The 21044-nt window shown below is 45.4% G+C and carries 23 protein-coding genes; 1 reads left to right on the forward strand and 22 read right to left on the reverse strand.

Annotation, left to right across the window (positions count from 1 at the left end):
* Positions 1-39: 39 nt before the first annotated feature.
* From B5Y67_RS06305 to B5Y67_RS06350, 10 genes are all read right to left on the reverse strand, one after another.
* The gene (locus B5Y67_RS06305) at positions 40-408 is read right to left on the reverse strand and encodes a hypothetical protein (protein WP_088225644.1); all 369 of its coding nucleotides are present in this window, start codon (positions 406-408) and stop codon (positions 40-42) included.
* Between the two features lie 224 nt (positions 409-632).
* Positions 633-2369, reverse strand: a complete 1737-nt coding sequence (arsA, locus tag B5Y67_RS06310) for an arsenical pump-driving ATPase (RefSeq protein ID WP_088225645.1) — start codon at positions 2367-2369, stop codon at positions 633-635.
* Between the two features lie 46 nt (positions 2370-2415).
* Positions 2416-2808, reverse strand: coding sequence for an arsenite efflux transporter metallochaperone ArsD (gene arsD, locus B5Y67_RS06315; RefSeq protein WP_088187977.1), 393 nt, complete (start codon positions 2806-2808; stop codon positions 2416-2418).
* Positions 2809-2934: 126 nt separating this feature from the next.
* The gene (locus B5Y67_RS06320) at positions 2935-3261 is read right to left on the reverse strand and encodes a metalloregulator ArsR/SmtB family transcription factor (RefSeq protein WP_242975886.1); all 327 of its coding nucleotides are present in this window, start codon (positions 3259-3261) and stop codon (positions 2935-2937) included.
* 258 nt (positions 3262-3519) lie between these two features.
* Entirely contained in the window at positions 3520-4212 is a 693-nt protein-coding gene (locus B5Y67_RS06325) for a cytochrome c biogenesis protein CcdA (RefSeq protein WP_088225646.1), read from the reverse strand.
* Entirely contained in the window at positions 4209-4733 is a 525-nt protein-coding gene (locus tag B5Y67_RS06330; protein ID WP_088225647.1) for a thioredoxin family protein, read from the reverse strand. Before B5Y67_RS06330 ends, B5Y67_RS06325 begins: the two co-directional genes overlap by 4 nt.
* Positions 4734-4964: 231 nt before the next feature.
* Entirely contained in the window at positions 4965-5570 is a 606-nt protein-coding gene (locus B5Y67_RS06335; RefSeq protein WP_088225648.1) for a DUF2680 domain-containing protein, read from the reverse strand.
* A gap of 224 nt (positions 5571-5794) precedes the next feature.
* Positions 5795-6031: a hypothetical protein gene (locus B5Y67_RS06340; protein WP_088225649.1), complete on the reverse strand. Its 237-nt coding sequence runs from the start codon at positions 6029-6031 to the stop codon at positions 5795-5797.
* A 143-nt stretch (positions 6032-6174) separates the two neighbouring features.
* Entirely contained in the window at positions 6175-7176 is a 1002-nt protein-coding gene (locus B5Y67_RS06345; RefSeq protein WP_088225650.1) for a lipoate--protein ligase, read from the reverse strand.
* Positions 7177-7198: 22 nt separating this feature from the next.
* On the reverse strand, positions 7199-8398 hold the full coding sequence (locus tag B5Y67_RS06350) for an MFS transporter (protein WP_088225651.1): 1200 nt from the start codon (positions 8396-8398) through the stop codon (positions 7199-7201).
* 466 nt (positions 8399-8864) lie between these two features.
* Between B5Y67_RS06350 and B5Y67_RS06355 the strand changes: the two genes are divergently transcribed.
* Positions 8865-10208, forward strand: coding sequence for a methyl-accepting chemotaxis protein (locus B5Y67_RS06355; protein WP_088225652.1), 1344 nt, complete (start codon positions 8865-8867; stop codon positions 10206-10208).
* A gap of 236 nt (positions 10209-10444) precedes the next feature.
* Here B5Y67_RS06355 and B5Y67_RS06360 read toward each other — a convergent pair whose 3' ends face one another.
* The 12 genes from B5Y67_RS06360 to mobP3 all read right to left on the reverse strand — a co-directional run.
* Entirely contained in the window at positions 10445-10681 is a 237-nt protein-coding gene (locus B5Y67_RS06360) for a 4Fe-4S dicluster domain-containing protein (RefSeq protein WP_088225653.1), read from the reverse strand.
* Between the two features lie 31 nt (positions 10682-10712).
* The gene (locus B5Y67_RS06365) at positions 10713-11207 is read right to left on the reverse strand and encodes a putative zinc-binding protein (RefSeq protein WP_348982292.1); all 495 of its coding nucleotides are present in this window, start codon (positions 11205-11207) and stop codon (positions 10713-10715) included.
* 2 nt (positions 11208-11209) lie between these two features.
* Entirely contained in the window at positions 11210-11611 is a 402-nt protein-coding gene (locus B5Y67_RS06370; protein WP_242975887.1) for a putative zinc-binding protein, read from the reverse strand.
* A complete protein-coding gene (locus B5Y67_RS06375; RefSeq protein ID WP_088225655.1) occupies positions 11604-12458 on the reverse strand; it encodes a putative zinc-binding protein in 855 nt (284 codons plus the stop codon). Before B5Y67_RS06375 ends, B5Y67_RS06370 begins: the two co-directional genes overlap by 8 nt.
* Entirely contained in the window at positions 12451-12744 is a 294-nt protein-coding gene (locus tag B5Y67_RS06380) for a ferredoxin family protein (protein ID WP_088225656.1), read from the reverse strand. The genes B5Y67_RS06375 and B5Y67_RS06380 overlap by 8 nt, the downstream gene beginning before the upstream one ends.
* Before the next feature lie 2 nt (positions 12745-12746).
* Positions 12747-13121 (reverse strand): hypothetical protein, encoded by a 375-nt coding sequence (locus B5Y67_RS06385; RefSeq protein WP_088225657.1) that lies wholly within the window; start codon positions 13119-13121, stop codon positions 12747-12749.
* Between the two features lie 82 nt (positions 13122-13203).
* Positions 13204-14607, reverse strand: a complete 1404-nt coding sequence (gene lpdA / locus B5Y67_RS06390) for a dihydrolipoyl dehydrogenase (RefSeq protein ID WP_242975888.1) — start codon at positions 14605-14607, stop codon at positions 13204-13206.
* A 468-nt stretch (positions 14608-15075) separates the two neighbouring features.
* The gene (locus B5Y67_RS06395) at positions 15076-15345 is read right to left on the reverse strand and encodes a helix-turn-helix domain-containing protein (protein ID WP_088225659.1); all 270 of its coding nucleotides are present in this window, start codon (positions 15343-15345) and stop codon (positions 15076-15078) included.
* 11 nt (positions 15346-15356) lie between these two features.
* Positions 15357-17174: a VirD4-like conjugal transfer protein, CD1115 family gene (locus B5Y67_RS06400; RefSeq protein WP_088225660.1), complete on the reverse strand. Its 1818-nt coding sequence runs from the start codon at positions 17172-17174 to the stop codon at positions 15357-15359.
* A 13-nt stretch (positions 17175-17187) separates the two neighbouring features.
* Positions 17188-18621: a DUF3991 domain-containing protein gene (locus tag B5Y67_RS06405; RefSeq protein WP_088225661.1), complete on the reverse strand. Its 1434-nt coding sequence runs from the start codon at positions 18619-18621 to the stop codon at positions 17188-17190.
* A gap of 18 nt (positions 18622-18639) precedes the next feature.
* The gene (locus B5Y67_RS26165) at positions 18640-18771 is read right to left on the reverse strand and encodes a hypothetical protein (protein WP_282432761.1); all 132 of its coding nucleotides are present in this window, start codon (positions 18769-18771) and stop codon (positions 18640-18642) included.
* An 18-nt stretch (positions 18772-18789) separates the two neighbouring features.
* Positions 18790-21044: MobP3 family relaxase (mobP3, locus tag B5Y67_RS06410; RefSeq protein WP_088225674.1), on the reverse strand; the 2255-nt coding region annotated here is incomplete at its 5' end.

Consider the following 21044-nt stretch of genomic DNA (forward strand, 5'->3'; position numbering starts at 1 on the left):
CTAGCAACTTTTGTTAAATCTTGAGGAAGCATCATAAAATTACAATGCTTTACTAAAGGCAGCACGTAATTCAGTTAGTTTCTTAATTGCACATGCAGTCTCCATTCCTGGCGTCAAACCCACTCCACAAAAGTAAGTATCATTCACAGGGAAGATAATCATGGTCATTTTTGATGCTTCAACTATAAGTTTATCGGGTATTCCTCCATCAAGATTATTCAAGGATGTCCCTAACCTCTTCAATATAGCAGTACATTGCTGAGCGAAAAAATTTGCTGGATCACTTGGGTCTGATTCTTCGTTGACTGCAGAAACACCCTTCTGGTAATTAACTAAGCCATGACAGATATAGCCTTTGGTTTCAGATAATTCCTTTATCCAATTAGTCATTTCGTCAGTAATTTGCATTAGTCATTTCCCAACCCTTTCGATAACTATTTGATATCATTTAATCATTACCATTCTATAATAGCATAGTTGTAAATATAATCATGGTTTACTATTTTATGCCATTATTCTTATATACCCTATACATACATGAACTACCCTTAAAATGAGGTCAACCCGAGGAACTCTTGCTGTTCCTCGGGTTGATTCAATTACTTAATGGTCCTAATTTCCATTCAGTTAGATTAGAGGGTAAGCAGCTTATCTCCTTTGATCTCCTCAGCACTCCAAGCGATAACGGCAAAATTCCCCTTCGAATGTGTATCAACTTTGTTGATCCACTCGATCTCATTGCTAGCCTTAGCGGACAACAGTTGATTCGTTGTCCCGGTATGATACAGCGAGGAATTGATAACCCACCATTTGGTGGCTATATCCGCCCGTTGCAAATCCTCCTCCAGACGCATTGCTTCATACACGGGTGTAGCTTCCGCAAGAGTAACAATGATGACCTCGGTTTCGTCGGCATTACGCAATCGTGGCAGCAGCTTGACCACAGATTCGGGAATATCCCCTTGGGAACGTTGGATCTCCTTGTGGTAGCTCTGCGTGGAGTCCAGCAGCAAAAGCGTATGACCAGTCGGTGCCGTGTCGATGACAACGACTTGATCTTCTGCCTTTTCCACAATTTGAGCAAAAGCTCTGAATACGGCGATTTCCTGGGTACAAGGGGAGCGCAAATCCTCCTCGATATAGGCTATATCCTCTTCGGACATGGTTTCTCTGGCCTTGGCAAGCACTTCCTCTTGATATTTTTCCAATTCTGCCTGCTCATCAATATGACTCATAGTGATGCCGTAGGTCTCTTCGATCACAAATTTGAGATGTGCCGCAGGATCAGTAGTGGTAAGGTGTACCTTTTTACCCCTGGCGGACAATCCCATGGCAATGGCTGCTGCAATGGTCGTCTTACCCACTCCCCCCTTGCCCATGGTAAAGATGACCTTTTTATGGGTATGATGGAGATCCTCAATAACATCCTTAAGCTGAGGGATTGCCTGAGCCTGTAACCGTTCCTCGCGGACGATATAATTATCCTTAGTCAGCAAGGCTCTTACATTCTCCATACCTGTAATGTTATACGCTCTGAGCGGCACGGTGAAAATAGTGAGGGATTGCAACCCCTGGGGCATATCGGCCAGCGCTTTCTGCTGCTTGTGATAGAGACTTTCAGAAATACGATCATCGTACGAGGTCAATACACCATTTAGGATCATTACCTGATTGTTGACACCAATATCCGCCAGCTCTTTCGACGCTCGTTCAGCTTCTTTAAGAGGTGCTGTTTCAGGACGGGATACAAGAATGAGGGTCGTCAGATTGCCGTCGGCTAAGGTTTCCACTGCCTTTTTATAAATCTCTTTTTTGTCTTCCAAACCGGAAAGCTGTCCTAAACAGGAGGCACCGTGGGTGCTTTCACTGATAAAATTGCTCCAGGCAGAAGGTAATTGAAGCATTCTGAGGGTATGCCCTGTTGGAGCGGTATCAAATATAACATGGTCGAAGTCTAATTGTGTTTTTTCATTCGTTATAAAGTTGGAAAACTCATTAAAAGCAGCAATTTCCACCGTACAAGAACCGGAAAGTTGTTCCTCCATATTGTTAAGCACCGCATCGGGCAGTTTACCGCGATACGGAGAGATGACACTTTCTCTGTATTCTGCTGCCGCCTGGAGGGGATCAAGGTTAGCTACGATGAGATTCGGTACTCCCTTAACGGGAACCCCTTTATTCGTCAACTCCGTCTCAAAAACATCCTGCAAGTTTGAAGCAGGATCCGTGCTGATGAGCAGCACCTTCTTCCCACTGTCGGCAAGATTCACGGCCGTTGCACAAGCGGTGGAGGTTTTCCCGACGCCCCCTTTGCCGGTATAAAATAAATACTTTGTCAGCGTAATTTTCTGTGGATTGAAAATCTGCATTGTTTGTCACCCTCATTTCCGGAACTCACGATTTGAATTTACTGAATCAGCAGTTCCCGTCCGAACAACCACATCCTGAGGTTTTAGGAAGAATTGTAAACGTCTCGTCTTTTTCTTTCTCACTTAGTAAGGAAATTGGAATGTTGAGAAGCTTTGCGAACTCTTCATTACTGGGGTATCGGCCTGTAATCAAAATTTCCCCATCTAAGACCGTAGCCGGCAGTTGCTCAACCCCTTTAGTTTGGAGAAGGTCATTCACTGCCTTATTGTTGACAAATTCCATCGGTGCATTCGTAAGATTGAAACGGTCAACTTCAACGCCGTTTTTCTTCAATGAATTAAGAACGGTAGAAATCCGAAGCAATTCCGTGTCAACCCCTACACCACAGAGTCCGGTGGAACAACACATAGCAGGTTCAAATATTTGCATCTTTTTCATATCATTCGCTCCCCGTTTTAATTTGTAGGACGGTTCAAATTTTTAACTAACGATTCAATGCATGATCCTATATTTTGTGTCATTCCTCTTATGTTTATTGCAAATCATGCACTAAAAATCGTATTACTAAGTAGGACATCCTTTAGACATCATAATCTTTTTTTCGTCCTCTTCTGACTTGGGCAACGTAGGAATAAGCAGAGCCAGCAGAGAATTTTCCATATTCAGCGTATAATAGATCCATTGCCCTCCACGGCGTTCATTCACAAATCCCGCTTTATGCAGGCGTCTCATTTGTTGGGATACCCCAGGCTGGCTTATACTTAAGACTTCCGTCAAATCGCAAACGCGTAGTTCCCGACCTTGCAGTAGCACTAAAATTCTCAACCGTGTTTTATCTCCCAAAACCTTGAATCTTTCAACCATTGCATCAATACGCGGTTCATAAGCCAAAAGTCTCGGCCTCCTCCCTTATCTATAACTCATTAATTATATAAGCATATTATTATATGTTAAAGTCTTTTGCAAGTAACTTTACCTTTAAGAATGTCCTTTATCCGCTTCATCTTAAAATTTATCGTCAGGCAGCAATAGTTTTAGTGACTAAATGCCGTAATAGTGAACTTCACAAGTACTGAGAGACAATGGCAGCTCGTACTAATACTTTCAGACATAATTTGAAAAAAAGGGTGCAAAACTCAAATCCCCACTCTAAAATCCTAAATAAAACATATAAAACGCTATGAGCAGAATTGAACTACCCAAGACAATTCTCAGTACAACGGTGAATGTACCATATCGATGGGTTGCTGTCATGTTTTTTACAAATCCGATTGATGTTCCTGCAGCCAACACCAAGGTACTATGACCGATAGAATAGAATAATAACAAGACGATCCCCCATAGCAAACTTCCTCGTTCTGCCACAACTGCAAGAAGTGTAATCAGTACCGGCGTTGCACAAGGGGATGAAAAAACGCCCCCTAATATTCCTGCTATAAAGGCTCCAATGTACCCCCTTCGAGTGTTCTTGGCAATGAGGAAAGTAGAAGGTACGAAATTATAAATCTCCCAGGTTTGCATAGCCATAAACACCATGAGAACTCCCAATAAAAGATACCACCAGGATGATGTTGTTCCCATCAGTTTCCCAACAAGTGACGATACTGTTCCCAGGATTGTAAACGTGACCGCTGAGCCTGCCGCAAAGGTAAGTGAAAGCCAAAAGGCCCTTTTCATGTTATTGTTTCCAGTGCCGCCTACATAGCCTATGACTAGCGGAACACTTGATAATGCGCAAGGGGTCAGGGACGTCAGTACACCGGCAAGCAAAGCAAGCACTGGAGCTATCCACATATTTTGAGAAATAAGCGTCGAAAGAACATCAAGCCATTCCGTGATCATTCCACACCCATCTCCTTCAGAACAGCTCTAAGCTGTGCTTCCGTCATACCTCCTTGATGTGCAGTATAAACATGTTTATTGGTATCCTTCGTGGAATACATCATCATTTGCATGGCTTCGGGGTCTTTAGGCACAAAGGGATTGCCGTCTTTATCAAAGTAGAACTGCGTTGGGATTAAGTCTACCGGGAAATTATCAGCTGCATTTTTATTTTTCCAAACGTCTACGAACTTGATAATAGCCTTGCCTTGCGTCTCCTTATTAAGTTTCTTAAGTACGGGTGCCATTTCTTTACAAGGAACACAGGAATCCGCACCAAAATCAATCACAATCGGTAACCCGTAAGTTTTTAGCTGATCTAGATCTATGGCTGTTGCTTCGAGCGCGAATTCGTCATTTGTATCTGCCATAAGCTTCTGTTCGCTACTTTTTAAGATATAAATTCCCACTATTACTCCGATAATAAGGAGAGGAACTATAAATTTGAGGACAAATTTGGTTTTATTGTCTTTATAATTCATTAAACTTTCCAACCTCCCGCGTTTTTTACCGATACAACCTTCGGTGTCTGAGATAATATCATTAAATGACTTCTGCGGAGTCTTGGCGAAAGCAAAGCCGCTGGTAAAAGTCGAACCCCGAAACAAGCTGTTTCAGGGTTTGCAGAGAATATAAAGTGGGTTCAAGGATAAAAAATAATGTACCGGTATCGTTTAACCATTAATACGTTAGGTGATCACGGCGAAATAAACTCATTGTGTATTTGAGCTACTTGATGTACCTGCGCTTGGCACTGTATTATAACCCCAAAAACCGCCATGCATACCTCTGCCGCCACCCATGCCACCGTGCATTCCCATTCCTCCGGAAACAAAAGTACCTTTCATAAGGGCATCTTCTTGCACTTTTATTTGGGCTTGCATAGCATCAGTCCAGGCTTTAACCTGATCATCCGTCAAGCCGTTCGCCTTCATAGCCTGAGCCTGTGCTTGCAGACGAGCTTGAGCTGCACTGTCCCAAGCTTTAAGCTGATCATCCGTCATAGGTTGACCGTTATTATACATCATGCCGCCACGCATCCTCCCCATGCCCGGGCCAAAAACCTGACCACTCGCTATTGCTTGGGTACTGTATTGCTGGCGCAGGTCAATAGAGCTCTTCATAGCGTCAGCCTGTGCTTGAGTAATGATACCAGCCTCAACTTCTTTGTCAGCTATTTGCTTTTGAATTCCGAACACTTGCTGGGTTAAGCTTTTGATCTCATCAAGCTTTGATGAATCTGTGGCAGCGAACGCTGCCGTGGCTCCTCCCACCAATAACACAACACTTAGCACCCCTATGGCGAGTTTCTTTTTCATACAGTAATACCTCCTTCGTAAATTGACCTCAATATATTTTTCACCCGGTACAATAGTATCTTAACCAGCAATCGTGTCAAAACTGTTACATTTTCAAACTTCGTGAAAAGTATATTTGTGTTCAATATATAAGAAGGAGGTTTTGAAAAAGGACGCATTAAAATCAAAATATCACAGGCAATTCAGTTGCCTATAGAAGTTAATGAGAATTTTAGATGAAAGATTTATAATCGAAAACCATTGTTAATACTAATTTTCATTTTTCCCTTCCCTAATTCTTGCTCGACCAAAATAAGATGTTGTATTGGAGGCAAAGGCTCGCCATCCTCTATAATCTTATCAATGAAATATAGGCAGTCGGATTTTTCCTCATCTGAATTGCTCGCCGTCTTGTATTTAAAACAGCTTATTAGGTCGTTGCTTGCCTCAATACCCAACCCACAATTACGACAAGTTTTCATGTTCTCACACCCTCCTACTATTTTCCTATCCAAATCATCATCTTTTCTCTAATCAAGCACAATGTTAGCTACAGGTTAGGGCTAAATTAAAGATCCCCCTGGAATAGAACAATAAGTAAATCTATACAGGATGTTTTTTAAATCTATATCTCTGTTTCACTGAGCCATAGGGCTACATCTTTAATAATAAGCGCCTGATTTCCAGATTGACTATTAATCTTTATCAGACGCTCAATCATCCTGTCTTTCTTAAAAGAGCATCCTTCAAGGCCTTTTCCGATATCGCTGATTAAGCGCTCTTCAATGGCATCAGAAAAAACTTGCACTGAATCAATGCGGCCGTTTTTCAAACAAAACCCTAATTCCATTTCTCCCCAAGCAAAGCGGCGACAAATTGAAATGTCAAACTTCGGAGTGTTGCCAAACCGCCATTCCCAAGAGGAATACTTCCTAACCAACGGTTCAATATTGAAGTCATTGCGATCCACAGCCATTTCTTGGGTGCTCCCCCGGTAATTATGAAAAAAACTCTCTTTCATGCTTTGGGTTACATCGGATAAAGTGATAGCTCTTTTAACTTCCACTAAATTCACCACTCTGGAACGAACAGAATCAACCCCTTTGGAAATTATCTTTTCACTAGATACCTGTAGGTAACGACTAAGTTTCGTCAAATCGCTATTAATTAGGATCGTGCCATGATGCAAAGCCCTGTCTTGATTAAAATAGTAAGCGTTACCGGAAAACTTTTTTTCCTCAATCATCAAATCGTTACGCCCAGAAAACTCGGCCTTTATGCCAAGTTTTGTTACTGCCTGTAAAATTACATTGAGCTGTTTTGATAAGTCATAATGTTTTTTATTCATAATGAAGGTGAAGTTCAGATTGCCTAAGTCATGGAAAACCGCACCACCGCCGGATAAACGCCGGGCTAGTTTTCCGCCCTCTTGTTCCAAATCAAGATGCCGACACTCTTTCCAGGCGTTCTGATTTCTGCCAATGACCACCGTGTTGTCATTTTGCCATAAATAAAGGATAACTTCATCCTCGGCTATTTGTTTTAATAAATATTCTTCGATGGCCAAATTTACCCACGGATCATACGATAATGATTCAATAACACGAGTTTGAAGTTGCGTAATCATAGTAGTTTCTCTTTCTATATCTTTACAAATTTCTGATCATTTCCTTTATTTCATTAGGTTCCACGACATGATCCCGGATTAAGACAAAGCTCAAAAGCAGCGTAATAACCAGGGCAAGCCCGTTAATTAGAAAAAGGTTGTCGAGTCCGGCGGCGGCAATCACCCTTCCGCCAATTGCCGTACCGATACCGCCACCCCCCATGAAGCAAAAGGCAACCAAGGACATGGCTGCACCCCTAGCCTTCTGGGCAAACTCTGTAGCTCTTGTGAGAAGGGTAGAATGCGTAAAGATGAAACCAAGTCCCAGCAAGGCAATACCTAAGATCAGCATCCCCAGAATATCCCCATACAAGTAGATAATGATATCCGCCATGGCTGCTGACACAAGCCCTAAGCTCAATACTTTGCGCGCCCCCATTTTAGCCGCTAACTTACCGCTCATTCTCCCGCCAATAACGGACATGATTCCGAAGGCCGTCATAATTAAACCAATATATAAATAGTTAAATCCATAGGTTTTAGCAATGTAAGCCCCTCCATAAGAAAAGCTTCCAACAATAAATATCCCTTCCAGTAAAACAATGAAATACGTAAACAAACTCCTACTGGTCCCCAACAGTTTCGCATACGGTGCAAAAATTTTGTTGCCAGGGTGCTTTTCCGAAGGCAGCGACTTGTAATTTTTAAGGAGCAGCAACGTCGGAATTATGGCCAGTATAGCATAGATGCCAAAAACCCCTCTCCAATTAAGGAAGTAAGCAATCGTGCCTCCGATGGCCATACTGAGTCCTTGCCCCAGAAACGAAATTCCCATAAACGTTCCTATGGCACCCTGTCTTTCCTGGATCGGGAACATATCCCCGATCAAAGCTAAGGATATTGGCATGACCGAGGCAGCAAACACTCCTGTTAGTGCTCTGTATATCGCCAGGTTAGTTAGACTCGAACCTAACGCACAAAGCCCTGTCGCGATCGTAAACATGATCATCGCCAACGTTATAACCTGTTTTTTTCCATAGCGATCTGCCAAGGGACCAAAGATAATCTGAAAAATTCCAAAGGGAATCATATAGGCTGTGATTAAGAGTCCGGCTCTTGAAATATCAAGCGTCAAATTTTGAGAAATGGCGGGCAATATCGGAGATACTACCCAATTGTCTGCCATAACGATAAAACCAGCTAAACCGAGCAACAGGATGATCTTGTTTCCATCCTTATTCATAGCGTTTCACCCCTTAATCCTTAATAATGATTCTCATCTGTTCTTCTATGCTTAGTGGTAATTTGTGATCCTGCGAAACTTGACCTTGTTCAGGGCATCCCCACATCCACTCCTTTATTATATTAGTAATTTATAATATATTAATTTTATTATACTTAAATTTTATAATACTTCAAGAGGTATATTGAAATAAAGAAATGCTTGGCTGGCGCAGGCGGCTGCCAAGTTACACTTATGCATAATAGAACAAAACCTTGCTCTTCCTCCCTACCGAGTTAGAGTCTGCCCTTTCGGTTACGTTATTTTTTGTACATAAATTTTTAGTGACTCTTGCAAAGAAAGACAGAAAAGAATAAAATTAATATTATCATATTATAAATATATCATATTATTATTTTGTAATAAGCTTCCGTCTTACATATTTATTGTTAACGTCTAAACAAACTGATTCAAGGAGTGAAAAATAATGAAGAGATGGCGCTTAGGAACTCAGGTAACCGCCCTTATAGTACTCATGGCTTTAGCCGCTGGAGTGGTCGGCATAATTGGAGTTTTTGAAATGTCTCAAATGCAAAACACCTTCACAAAGCTCCAACAACAAGGGATACTTCCGATGAATACCCTTTCCGATCTATGCTATCATTTGCAAGCCTATCGTTTCATCTCCAGTGTTCTCGTGGTCCTCGATATCATTGGCAGCCTCTTAATCGGAATCTTCCTTAGCCGGGCGTTAACGAAAATGTTGAGTTCTCTTATCCTTACTGCCAATAAAATCAGCGCTGGTGATATAACCCAAAGGAAACAAGCCCTCTGGATGCCTTGGAACCGAGAGGGAGAAGAGATTCAACAGGCCTTTCGCGGGATGATACAGTCGTTAAGCACAATGGTCGGAAGTGTCAGCGAATCGGGTGAACGCCTTAAAAGTACCGCCGAACAGATTCGTCTTGGAGCCGAACAGTCAGCCATGGCGGCAGAACAAGTAGCAGCCGCCACAAGCACCATTGCTGGGGATATTCAGCTTCAGTTAAATCACATGGCCGAAAACCAGGAACGAATGCGACGGGTGGTTGAGGAATTGTCCCAAGCTGAAACGCAGGCAGAACAAGTTAGTTACTCTTCCAATCGTTCCGCGGATCTATCCAAAGCAGGAAGCGAATCTCTGCAAAATGTCGTTACTCAAATGGAGGCTATTGAATTACAAGTGAATAGTCTCAGCGAAGTCATTGGGCAAGTTGACGACAAATCTGAGCGGATTGCCCAGACAGTTGAAATTATTAACAGCATAGCGCAACAAACAAACCTGCTGGCCTTAAACGCGGCTATCGAAGCAGTTCGGGCAGGCGAACATGGCCGTGGATTTGCCGTGGTGGCTGAAGAGGTACGAAAATTAGCTGAACAGGTTCAACAGAGCCTTGGGGACATCACGGCACGTGTACAAGAAATGCAGCATGCCTCGCAGGGGGCACATTTAGAGATGGAGGCTAGTGTGCGGAGCGTCAATCAAGGTGGGACATACATAAGAGAAATATTTACACAATTTGAGACTATCCGATCATCTGTCGAAGATAGTGCGATTTTAGCGCATGCAATTGAATCCTCAGTGCATCAGATTCAAAATGAGGGGCAAAACATGAGGACTAGCACCAAGAAAATAGTGATGGAAGCCGAAGGAATTTCAACGGGTACGCAAACAGCAGCCGCTGCCGCAGAGGAACAAAATGCCACTGCTGTCTCTTTATTTACTTCAGCAGAGAACCTTGATAAACTGGCTAAGGATCTTCAAAATACTATTGCATGCTTTAAACTTTAAAAATTGCATTATCGTTTTAACGCATTTTTATATAAATGAACCCTCAATGGTCGATTACTGGGTAATGAACGATTGAGGGTTCATAATTATGTTTTAGTAATTTTACAGCATTCCTCGCCCCCAAAGACAATCTACAGGAAGGCGCATTGTCCCTGGTGCAAAGAGACGTGCCCTAAGCACGTCTACCAAAGGACTATTTTCGCTGTTCTTAATTCTATTCCCTATGACTATCTCTATCAACAACCGCAGCTGCAGGTTGTCTTAGGGCCACTACCATCGTCTCCATAATACTGAATCGCTTCTGCCGGACATAGTGCCTGACACCCTGTACAATGATCGATACATCCCTCCGGATAGATGACAATTGGCTTCGTACTCTCTTTGTCATAGACACCATGTGAGCATTTATTAATACAAGACCCGCATTCAATACAATTATCATAATTAATAATCGGATACCAACTCGTCGTCATTTTAGCCTCTCCCTATAATGCAATTTCTTTTTTACTTTGTCCCACAGCCGCAACCACAGCCTCCGGAAGGACCACTACCTACCATGGCCAGGCCTTTAGCCACCAGGTCTCTTTGCGCAGCCCTCAGTACTTCATCAAACTTCACCGTTATCTCGCTGACCACCTTCTCAACCATTGCTGAGTGTTCATCCGTCAGGTTTCTGATGGACAAGGCTTCTGCTTCGGCTACTTCCTTGCCAATAAAATCCGAAACATCAATTGCGGCGCTTACCTTGCCACTATATTTCTCCGTTGCCCTTTTGGCGCAAGCTTTCGAGCAGCCATCCACGGAAATCGTCGGGAACTTTTCGGCAAATCCCCGTTCTTCCACTCCCCCTGCCAGAAATAACGGCAGACATATTGTCACTGTCGTATCCGGCCGAATTTCGTCCAGCATTTTCCGAGTAGCAAGTCGAGAGATAGTCCCTCCCAAACAGTCCTCGCCGCTGCAGGATACTACTCCGACTTTCACCATATTTATAGACATTATTAACCCTCCTTGCTCAACAGTTTAACTTTTTCAGCAATTTCGCCGGCTATTTCATCCACAACCAGCCAACCTTCTTCTGTAAGATCTGTCGCTGTTCCAGGCTTTGCTCCCTTGTGCTTGCGAAACGAATCGATAACCCTTACCTTTTCTGTAACGACACCACCAGCCAACTCAGCGTTTTTCGCCGCACACATGGCAGGACAGCCATCGAGCGTAATACACTTTTGCCCTTCGATCAATTCCTTAGCCTCTTGATCTCCTGTTACGATATAAGCAAGGCATACTGTGCTGGATTCCTGCGGGCACAGCTCCTGAACAACCTTCAAGGCACTTTCCCTCGCCACGAGACCGTAGACCTTGCCCATTCCGCTACAGGGGATTACTTTAATCCTCTCAGACATGAAATTCATCTACCTTTCTTTTTAAAATCGTGAAGTATCCCGTAAAATCAAGCAAAAGTTCTCTATCACTTTCCAAATCAGAGAGTTCGACTTCAGCGATCCAGCCCTTTTCATAAGGATTCGAATTAATAAGTTCTGGTGCGGCAGAAAGTTCTTCATTGACAGCGATAATCTTACCCGACACAGGGGAGACCACTTCAAAGACAGCTTTGCCCGATTCTACCGTTCCTAACTCTCCAAACTGTTCCACCTCACTCCCGACGACAGGGGGAGTAAAAAACATGATATCCGATAGGCTTTGCTGGACATAATCAGTAACCCCTATTCGAGCTTTATTACCGGATATATATACCCAACTGTCGTTTTCATTAAATAAAAAGCCTTCTTTGGGTACTCGGAAAATGAATTTATCCTTTTGATAAACTTCATAATCATGCGTTTCGGGGTAGACTATCTCACTTTCTGAAACCTTTTCTGTTTCTTTTACTTTTAGCAGTTCAGTTACAAGATCTTGAGCTAGTTTCAATTCCTTTTCCCTAAGCCTTAAGGAATCTCCCAGTTCTATTCCTCTGTTTTTGGCTTCCTCGTTTACCATAAGTTTTATGTTAACTTTTAACCCTTTTTCCGAAGCAAGCTTACTGGCACACCGTGTCTGACAGCCGTCAATCACAAGCAAAGGTTTCTCTTGAGCAATTTTAGTATATCTTGCATCAGCGATCCGATATAACACAGGGCAAATCATCTCGCTTTCAGAATTCTCGAGAATGTTTAACGCTATTTCTCGGGCGATACAGCCCGCAGCTTTGTCCAGACCATTGCAAGGTAAGACAGCAAAACTTTTACTCATCGGCTCCCATCCCCTTTCGAGTTTCCTTGATCTTCTTGGTTGTTTCCCCCTTGTTTGGGAAGGTTATGGCGTCCACGCCACAGGTTTTTCCACATGCACGACAGAAGACAACGCAGTTGTCCGGATTTTTTACGATTAGCTTTTTCTCCTCAGTTTCTCGGATTTCGTATACTTGGTGCGGACAAAATTTTACACACTCCATACAATAATTGCATTTGTCATAGTCAATAATGGGGCTCCAGTCGATGGTATTTCTCGGAACTCCCATAAACGTCTCTTCACTCATGTTTATCCCTCCGCTTCGATTTGTTCTGCCAATTCTTCCACCTTTTTGAACGCTGCTTCGTTGGTCATATCCCTTATATCTAACATATAAGCGTCCTTTTCAATGTCCAATCCTGCGTCTTTAAAGGCCTGCTTGAACATCTTCCGCTGCATATTCGGGGCACACGCACCAATGATGACCTTCCGGTGGGCTTTTAGGTAATCTGCCAAGAAACGGTCACCGTCTTCTTCGCATAACTGAGGATGGATAAATCCATATTCCACCGGCAGCTCGACTCGGACCTGATTAATGAAATCCCAGATGTCCATACTTTGAAAACCTGGGCATTTTCCCGTGCAAACACACATTATAAATCCTGGTAATTCTTTTTCTGACATTTTGATTCCCCCATTTATTGGAATTTGCAGGCTTCTATAAATAGAAACCCAAAACTAATGTTCATTGTCTAACTCCAACGGACTATTTATGAATGGCCCTGCCGATCGCATCCCCGCACGCTTCCATGACAGCTTCCGCTAAGGCTGGATGAGGATGAATCATGTCTGCCAAGACCTCTGCCTTAATTCCCAGACTGACTGCCAAGGTAATTTCGGATAGCAATTCAGATGCATGAGGTCCCAGAATCCGAGCTCCTAAAATAACCCCAGTGCTCTCCTCCGTTATGATCTTAACGAACCCTTCCCGCTCTCCGTGACATAGGGCCCTGCCGTTATTACGGAAATCAAAACGTCCAACCTTGACAGAAAAACCTTGTTCCTGAGCTTGTTCTTCACTCAAGCCCACTGAAGCTACTTCTGGATTAGTATAGACGCAAGACGGCACAGCCTTATAATTTAGTCTGCTTTGGATACCCATTGCATTTTCAGCAGCAACTCGCCCTTCGGCAAAGGCTAAGTGCGCAAGTAAGCTGCCGCCGATGACATCACCGGCAGCATAAACTCCAGGGATATTGGTTTCCATCTGGTCATTTACCACGATGGAGCCTTTCGTTACCTTGATGCCAAGAGCTGTTATGTCGGGGGATATCCCTGCTAATTTTCTTCCCACGGCGACTAATACCATTTCTGAAGACAAGACAATTTTTTTCTCTTCTCCATTTGTGATAAAGGTCTCCAGTACATTTTCAGAGTTAGAAATCTCTTGGACCTTGGCTTTAAGAATAAATTTGATTCCCTGCCTCTTCATGATTTTAAGGAGTTCCGCTGTGATTTCTTTGTCCTCGTTCGGAATGATTGTTTCTTGCGCTTCAACCACTGTTACCAAAGTGCCCATAGAGTGATAAAACGCGGCAAACTCCATGCCTATGGCCCCAGCTCCAATAATGGTAATGCTCTCAGGAATCTTTGTGAGTTCCAGGGCCTCATCGCTGGTGATAACTCCTGCCAGCTTTATGCCAGGTATATCTGGAATCAATGGTTCAGAGCCAGTGGTTATAATTAGGCGGTTGCAGTTAACTTTCACTTCCTCTCCATCGACAGTTTTAACCACCACCCTTTGTGCTGAGTCTATCTGGCCGTTTCCGTTTAGAACCTCAACCCCATTCTTGGCGAGCAAATGCTCCACACCCAACCTAAGGCTTTTTACGACTCGATCCTTTCTAGCTCTGATCACTTTAGCATCAATCGATGCGACCGTTGCTGCGATACCCAATTCCTTTGACTTGGTGAACAAGGATATGGCTTCAGAAGATTTAAGAAAAGATTTTGTTGGTATACATCCCCGGTTGAGGCAAGTCCCTCCGACATCTCTCTCCTCAATAAGCGTCACTTTGGCACCAAGCTGAGCAGCTCGTATGGCTGCAACATATCCTGCAGGACCACCGCCAAGAATGCAAATCTCTGTAATTTGCTCCTTACTGTTGATTTAAAACGCCTCCTAAAATTAACATATTAGTATTTTATCATATTTTAATATTATTTTGCTATCATTCAGTTTAGATTTTATCATTTTTAATGTGTTAAATATCGACAGATACAGACATAATTTGCTTCTTTGTTCTAAATCAACGGTTCTTTTATTTATCACCTATAACCTATTCAATGTTAATGTATAAGTCATTGTTATAAAATTCTGGCTACCTGTAGTGCGGTTTAAATCTCTTCTTCTTTCGAAGAATTCTAAGGGCTAATTGTTTTCAAGTTAACTTCCGCTAATCCTACTAATACACACAACCCGATTATCGGAACCTCTTAACAAATTACTTGTTGTTCTTTTTCTGTCGTTATATCTTCTTAGAGTGATAAGTTCGCCTTCACGGTTCATCATGAACCCTTCCATAGTCCAACAAGCAGACAGACCTTCCCCTCGGCGGGGAAGGTCATTTTTAGCCTATCAGCCTGAATCTGTCTGCACCAAATAATACAGATTGCTGCTCTTGCCGCCGTTCTCACGCCATCTTTGCTCCTTGCGCAAACGGCCGTTTTTTTCAAGGTCAGCTATGGCTCGTTTGACGGTGCTTCGGGACAGCTTTAATTCCTTGGCGATGGTACCAATCGCCGGGTAGCATTTGCCGTCCTTATCTGCTCGGTCATAAAGGTACATATAGACAGCCCTGGCACGATGCGGAAGCTCCGAGGAATAAAGAGAAGAAAAGTAACCCACAGCTTTACCTCCTATTCAATCCGAACAGGTGCTTTTGTCCTGGCAGGCGCTTCCGGCTCCTTAATCGGTAAGTGCAGTAATCCGCCCGATGCGGCTGCTCTGACTTCATCTTCCTCCGTCACATCCACACAGGCAGACTGCCGGCAGATGATTTCTTCCTCTACTCTGCGCCTGTCGGCATACTCCACCTTTCGGGCCGATTTCTCGGCAATCTCATAAGGCTTGCCGAAGGTTATACCCCATTCCGTAAATAGCTTTAGCTTGGTACGCATCGGGTAGGCGCCCGTCTTTGTGACAATAAAATGGCCCTTGGGCATGGACTTCAGCTCGTCCGACGTCATCAGCGGGCGCTCAATCATCTGCAGACTCTGCGAAGGGTCGTTTTTACCCCGGCTAACCGAACCGCTCATGACAGTCTTGCTTCCCATGGCTTTTGATAAAATCTGCGCCGATTCGCTGTTAGGAGCGAATCCTCCGAACACTGTATCCTGACAGTTGTCTATGATGATGGCAGAGCCCTCACGGCCATAGTTTTTCTCCAGCTGCGCAATGCTCTGAATAATCGCTACGATGGATACACGGCGGGAACGGGAAGCAGAGAACATCATTTCCGCCGACTCGATTTTGGGGATGGTTCCGATCTCATCGAGGAACATCATCACACGGTTCGGGAGCTTTCCGCCATACTCGTCAGCCACTGACAGGATTTCACGGTAGAGCTGCTGGACGATCAGGCTGATAATGAAATACTTTGTGTTGTCTTCCTCCGGCATCACCAGGAAGATTGCACTTTTGTTTGTACAGAACTTCTCCGCATCGATTGCCGTGTCAAAGCACAGGATCTGCTCCAGTTCAGAATCCAGAAAAGCGTTCAATCTGGATAGGGCTGTGGAGAGGACACTCTGCATGGCCTGCTCCGCCGAATTGAGTGCCGCCCCGGCGAACCACTTGGTCTTGTGCTCATCCGGGAGATGAGCAAGGAGCAGTTGAAACAAAGTCCTGCCCTTGACGCCGCTGGGCGCCAGAAGATCCTGAATGAGCTTGAATACGGATACTATGTGTCTCTGCTTCGGTTCACAGTATTCCGCTATAAGCAGAATCACAGATGTCAGCAGTCCTTCCGCTGCGTCATAGAAGAAGGCATTTTGTCCAGCCATTGCTGTATCGAAACCTCCGGAGTTAATGATAGTCTTTGCGGTAATCTTGGCATACTTCTCCGCTCTGGCTTTAAACGCAAGATTCTGAGGATTATTTAAATATGCATCCATATACCGGTTGACCAGATGGAGAAGATTGTTTCCGTCCGAGCGGGTGGGGTTTCTTAGGTCAATAACAGCAACATCGTATCCGTAATTTTCTTTTGCGATCCCGGCATAATTGCGGTAGAGGTCTCCCTTGGTGTCGGTAGTCACAAAGCTCATTCCGCAGGCGCAGGTGTATTCCAGATTCGGATATAGAAAGTTAGCGGTCTTGCCGACACCTGCGGCACCGATCATCAGACAGTGGATATCGTCATCGTCCACCAGCGCATAGCCGTGCGAGATGGTGCCGTCAAACAGAGACGCTTTTCTCCAGCCGACTATCAGGCCCTGCACTTTCGGAAGACTTTCTCCTTTTCTCCATTTCTCCGGCTCATAGGGTACTTCAGTATAAGTCTTTTTAATCTCCCGCTTTGTTCCCCAGCGCGCCGTACCATGCTGGCCGTCGCCGACAGTTTTGGACTTGATGCCATTGAGCGTATAGTAATGAGCTATGAGCGATAACAAGCCAATAACCCCGAACATAGACATTCCGGCGGCTGATAGAATTATGATTTGTGACGTCTGCAACTCGATCCCTCCTCTACATGGTCATCAAAAAATTTACTGCCGGCTCCTGCACCGGAAGCGTTGACGGCAGTTCCTGCTCAACAAACATTATGGTTTTAACGCTGTCCATTGCGAGACGCTGATAAAAGGACAAGAGCTTTTCTTTATCATCCAGCGTGCGGATACCGGATGCCTGAAACTGACGGTTGACAGCCAAAACATCCTGGCGCAGTTGCTCCGCCTTGGTACGAAGCCAGCCCCGATCTTCATGAGGACGGTAGCTGTCCTGCAGCTTTTGAATAAGCTGCTCTATTGTCACAGGCTGTTCCATCTGGCACAGCTGCCTTTGCTTGGCTGTCAATGCGCCGGCTGCCATACACTGCAGGCATTCCCGAACGGCTTCAGCATTCATGGCCGCTGTATTGCCGGAGGCTAGAAGCGGCTCCACTGCCTCGCCGCACTCTGCGAGGAAGGAGTCAATATCTTTATAAGCTGACAGAGCTTTACATAAATCGTGCAGTTTAGCGCACACCTTAGGCAGAAGCTCCAGCTTCGGATGCTCCCGTGCCGGGATGGGACTGACTCCATGCCTGGCTTTCAGATCCTCGTTCCAGTCCTTGTGATGTGACTGAAATACAGAAATATTCGCATAGCCCTTCTCCTGCAGTATATCCTTCAGACGGCCACTGGCTTCAATGCCTGCCTCGTCATGGTCCAGGCACAGCACGATGTTTTTCAGCCGTGGATTCGTATCAAGCTGACAGAGCATAGCGTGTTCCGACACACCATCAAGCGTGACATAGCTGTACTGCTTCCAGCCATCTTTATTTAGGGTGATGAACGACAGCATATCCACAGGTGCCTCAAAAACGTACAGCGTATCGCTTTCCCCCATCCGGTGAAAGCTGTATTTAGGATCACTGCCTTCCACATTGCCCTTGTATGGCTCTCCCTGGGTGTAGGTTCCTCGCTTGTGAGCATGACGGGGAACGCCGTTTTCATCCAACCCCACAAACACAGCATTATGATATTCCTTATCCTCATAAATCAGCTTTTCATGGGCAAAGTGCGTCAGCACCTCTCGGTCAATAAACCGCTGCTTGATAAGATAGGCAAACACCCGGCGCATATCCTGATTGGCTTCCGGCAGCGCGAAGGATTTACGCGGAGGCGGCGCACTCTTGGAGGTCTGGTTCCATTCCACGCCGGACTCGCCGCCGAGAAGCAGCGTAACGGCTTCAGGAAAGCTCATGTCATAGAACTGCTGGACGAAGTCGATGGCATGGCCCCCTTCTTTCCGGGAATGGCGGAACCACTGACTGCCGCGCACGGTCACGCTGTCGAAGCGTTTCCAGCGCCACTCACGGCCGGAGCGAACTAGCTGTTCGCCCTGCCGTTGGAGGAAGTCCACCAAATCCACTGAATTGGCCCGTTGTTTTTGTTCGTCTGTAAAGTGAATATATGTCATACTCTACTACCCCCTTAGTCAGCGTTTACGCTTACCGCACCGGCGAAAAAAAGCCACCCGCCGATGCGCGGATGGTTTGAGCGACGTTGGTTTAATTTTCTCAGGAATCGGTTCTTTTTTATGCAGATGTTTTGATTGAAGTTTCTGCATGGGGAGCCCTCCTTTTAATTAGGTTATTTGCCTGAATTCGTGATCGTCCGGTGCATGTCCTTGGGCGATCTTCTTCTCGCGTATCTTTCGGCGCAGCTTGCTGTCCGTCTGCATGCCGGTACCACCGGAAAGTCTTTGCTGTTCATCCCGGAAAATCCGGCTCAGGTGATGCAGGAGCCTTGTCGCCGCAAGGAACAGAAACGGATTACTGAAAGAGTCCATATGGTCAAGAAAATACCGCGCATAAACATTACCCTGTTCAGCAGACAAGGTAAACCAGCGTACTGCGACTTCACGGTCACAGGGAACATCTTCGCCGATAAGGAATAGCTTGCCGAGAGCATATTGTGCATACTGATTGCCCTGCTCCGCGGATGCGGTCAGCCATTCGACAGCTGTTTCTACATCCTTGGGTACATCCTGTCCCCTTAGGAAGAGTTTTCCAAGCTGAAACTGAGCGAATGAATTGTTCTGCTCTGCTGCTTTCGTGAACAGCTCCACCGCTTTTGCAATATCCTTCTTCACATGACTGCCGTCACGATAAAGCTTGCCCAGGGCAAATTGAGCAGGGCTGCTGCCGTTATCCGCAGCCTTGGTCAGCCACAGGACAGCTTTCTCTGAATTTCTGTGTCCTCTGTTCTCGTCGAGATAAACCCTGCCCAGCATATACTGAGCATGGACATTGCCGAGGCGAGCGGCTTTTTCAAAATATCCGATAGCCGCATCCAGGTCCTTTTCCGTTCCGGTTCCGGTATAGAGCATCTGCCCAAGACGGTATTGGAGCCTATCGTCATGACTTTGTTCCTCCAGACGCTTAAAGCCGTAAAAGGCTTTCTCAAAATTGAGCTCCGCTTCCTCGGCGTCCTTCTCTGTACCGATACCGTCCCGATACATTTTCGCCAGCTCGTAATAAGCATATGGAACGCGCTGGGCGGCAGATTTACCGTAGAGCCGGAACGCCACTTCATAGTCCTGTTCCACGCCCTGCCCCCGGCAGTACAGACCGGCAAGAGAATATTGAGCATATTTGTGATTTCGGGAAGCCGCCATTTCAAACCATCCTGCCGCTTCCACATAATCCTGTTCCGTACCGAGCCCAGCCGCGTGCATTTTACCGATGCGGTATTCCACATACCGGCTTTCTTTATTTGCTTCAATGTCCAGGAATGCTGAGAGGGCTTTTTCGTACCAGGCAAATGCGGTTTCTGCATTCATATCCACACCGAGACCGTCAGCGTACATCCTGCCTAGGTCATGCATGGCTAGAGCATTCCCGCCCTCTGCTTCCTCCAAAAACAAGCGAAGGGCCCGCTCAAAGTCAGGCTCCGCCTCATCGCTGCCATAGAGAAAGGCACGGGCCTCCATATATCGATCACTCCACTCGATGTACGATTTGCCGGAGTCAGTCTCATCCGAATCCTGACGGGGTGAACCCTCCGAAGCTGAAGACGGTATATCCTCACTGTCCTCCGGCGCTTCATCCTCGACTGGCATGTATTCATCCCCCAGCATCACGGAAATGGATTCTTCGGCTTCTTGAAGCAGTTCGTCTGCCGGATTATCCCCCTCAAAGGTGAAATGGTGACCGCCAATGTTCATTGCTTCTGCGATCACCATATTCCTAATATTCTTAAATTCTTTCTGCTGCGATAACGGAACAGGATCGGGGAGCTTATCCGTATATGTGCGCAGCACCTCGCTGCGAAGCTCTGACCATTTTACATAGGCCTCCGCCACACGCGCATCCTTTGCCAGCTCATCCACGACCTGATTCACGATGGCCTTCAAGGGTGCTTTGAGATAGCCGTATTGTTTTTTACCGGATGTATGCCTGAGACGCTCTGCCAGATGTGAGAGCAGACTTTCAATGATACCGCTTTCACACACACCGCTCATTCTGCCGATGATTTCTTTCAGGGCTTCATGGCTCTGTTCATAAAGCGTATTTCTCTGTGCGGTCTGCTCTGCATAAATCTGAATGAGATCCTGTTGAAAGATCTCCCTAGCCAGGGTGCTTCGCATCTTTTCGATGGCGGGCTTGGTGACATACCCTTCACGGGGATTCACTGAGTACACCAGCATGTGGCAGTGAGGATGATGCCCTTCGTTATGAAAGGCCGCATACCAGCGAAGGTTTTCCGGTGCAATCTTCATCTGCTCGGCAAAGATATTCCGCTGTTTGCGGATGAGTGCCATCCACGCAGCGGCATTGTCATATCCCAATCGGGCGGCGTCCTCCCGCCGCAGAGAAATGATGGGCGTCCACACATTAC

Source organism: Desulfosporosinus sp. FKB (genome assembly GCF_002196705.1).
Taxonomy (GTDB): Bacteria; Bacillota; Desulfitobacteriia; order Desulfitobacteriales; family Desulfitobacteriaceae; genus Desulfosporosinus.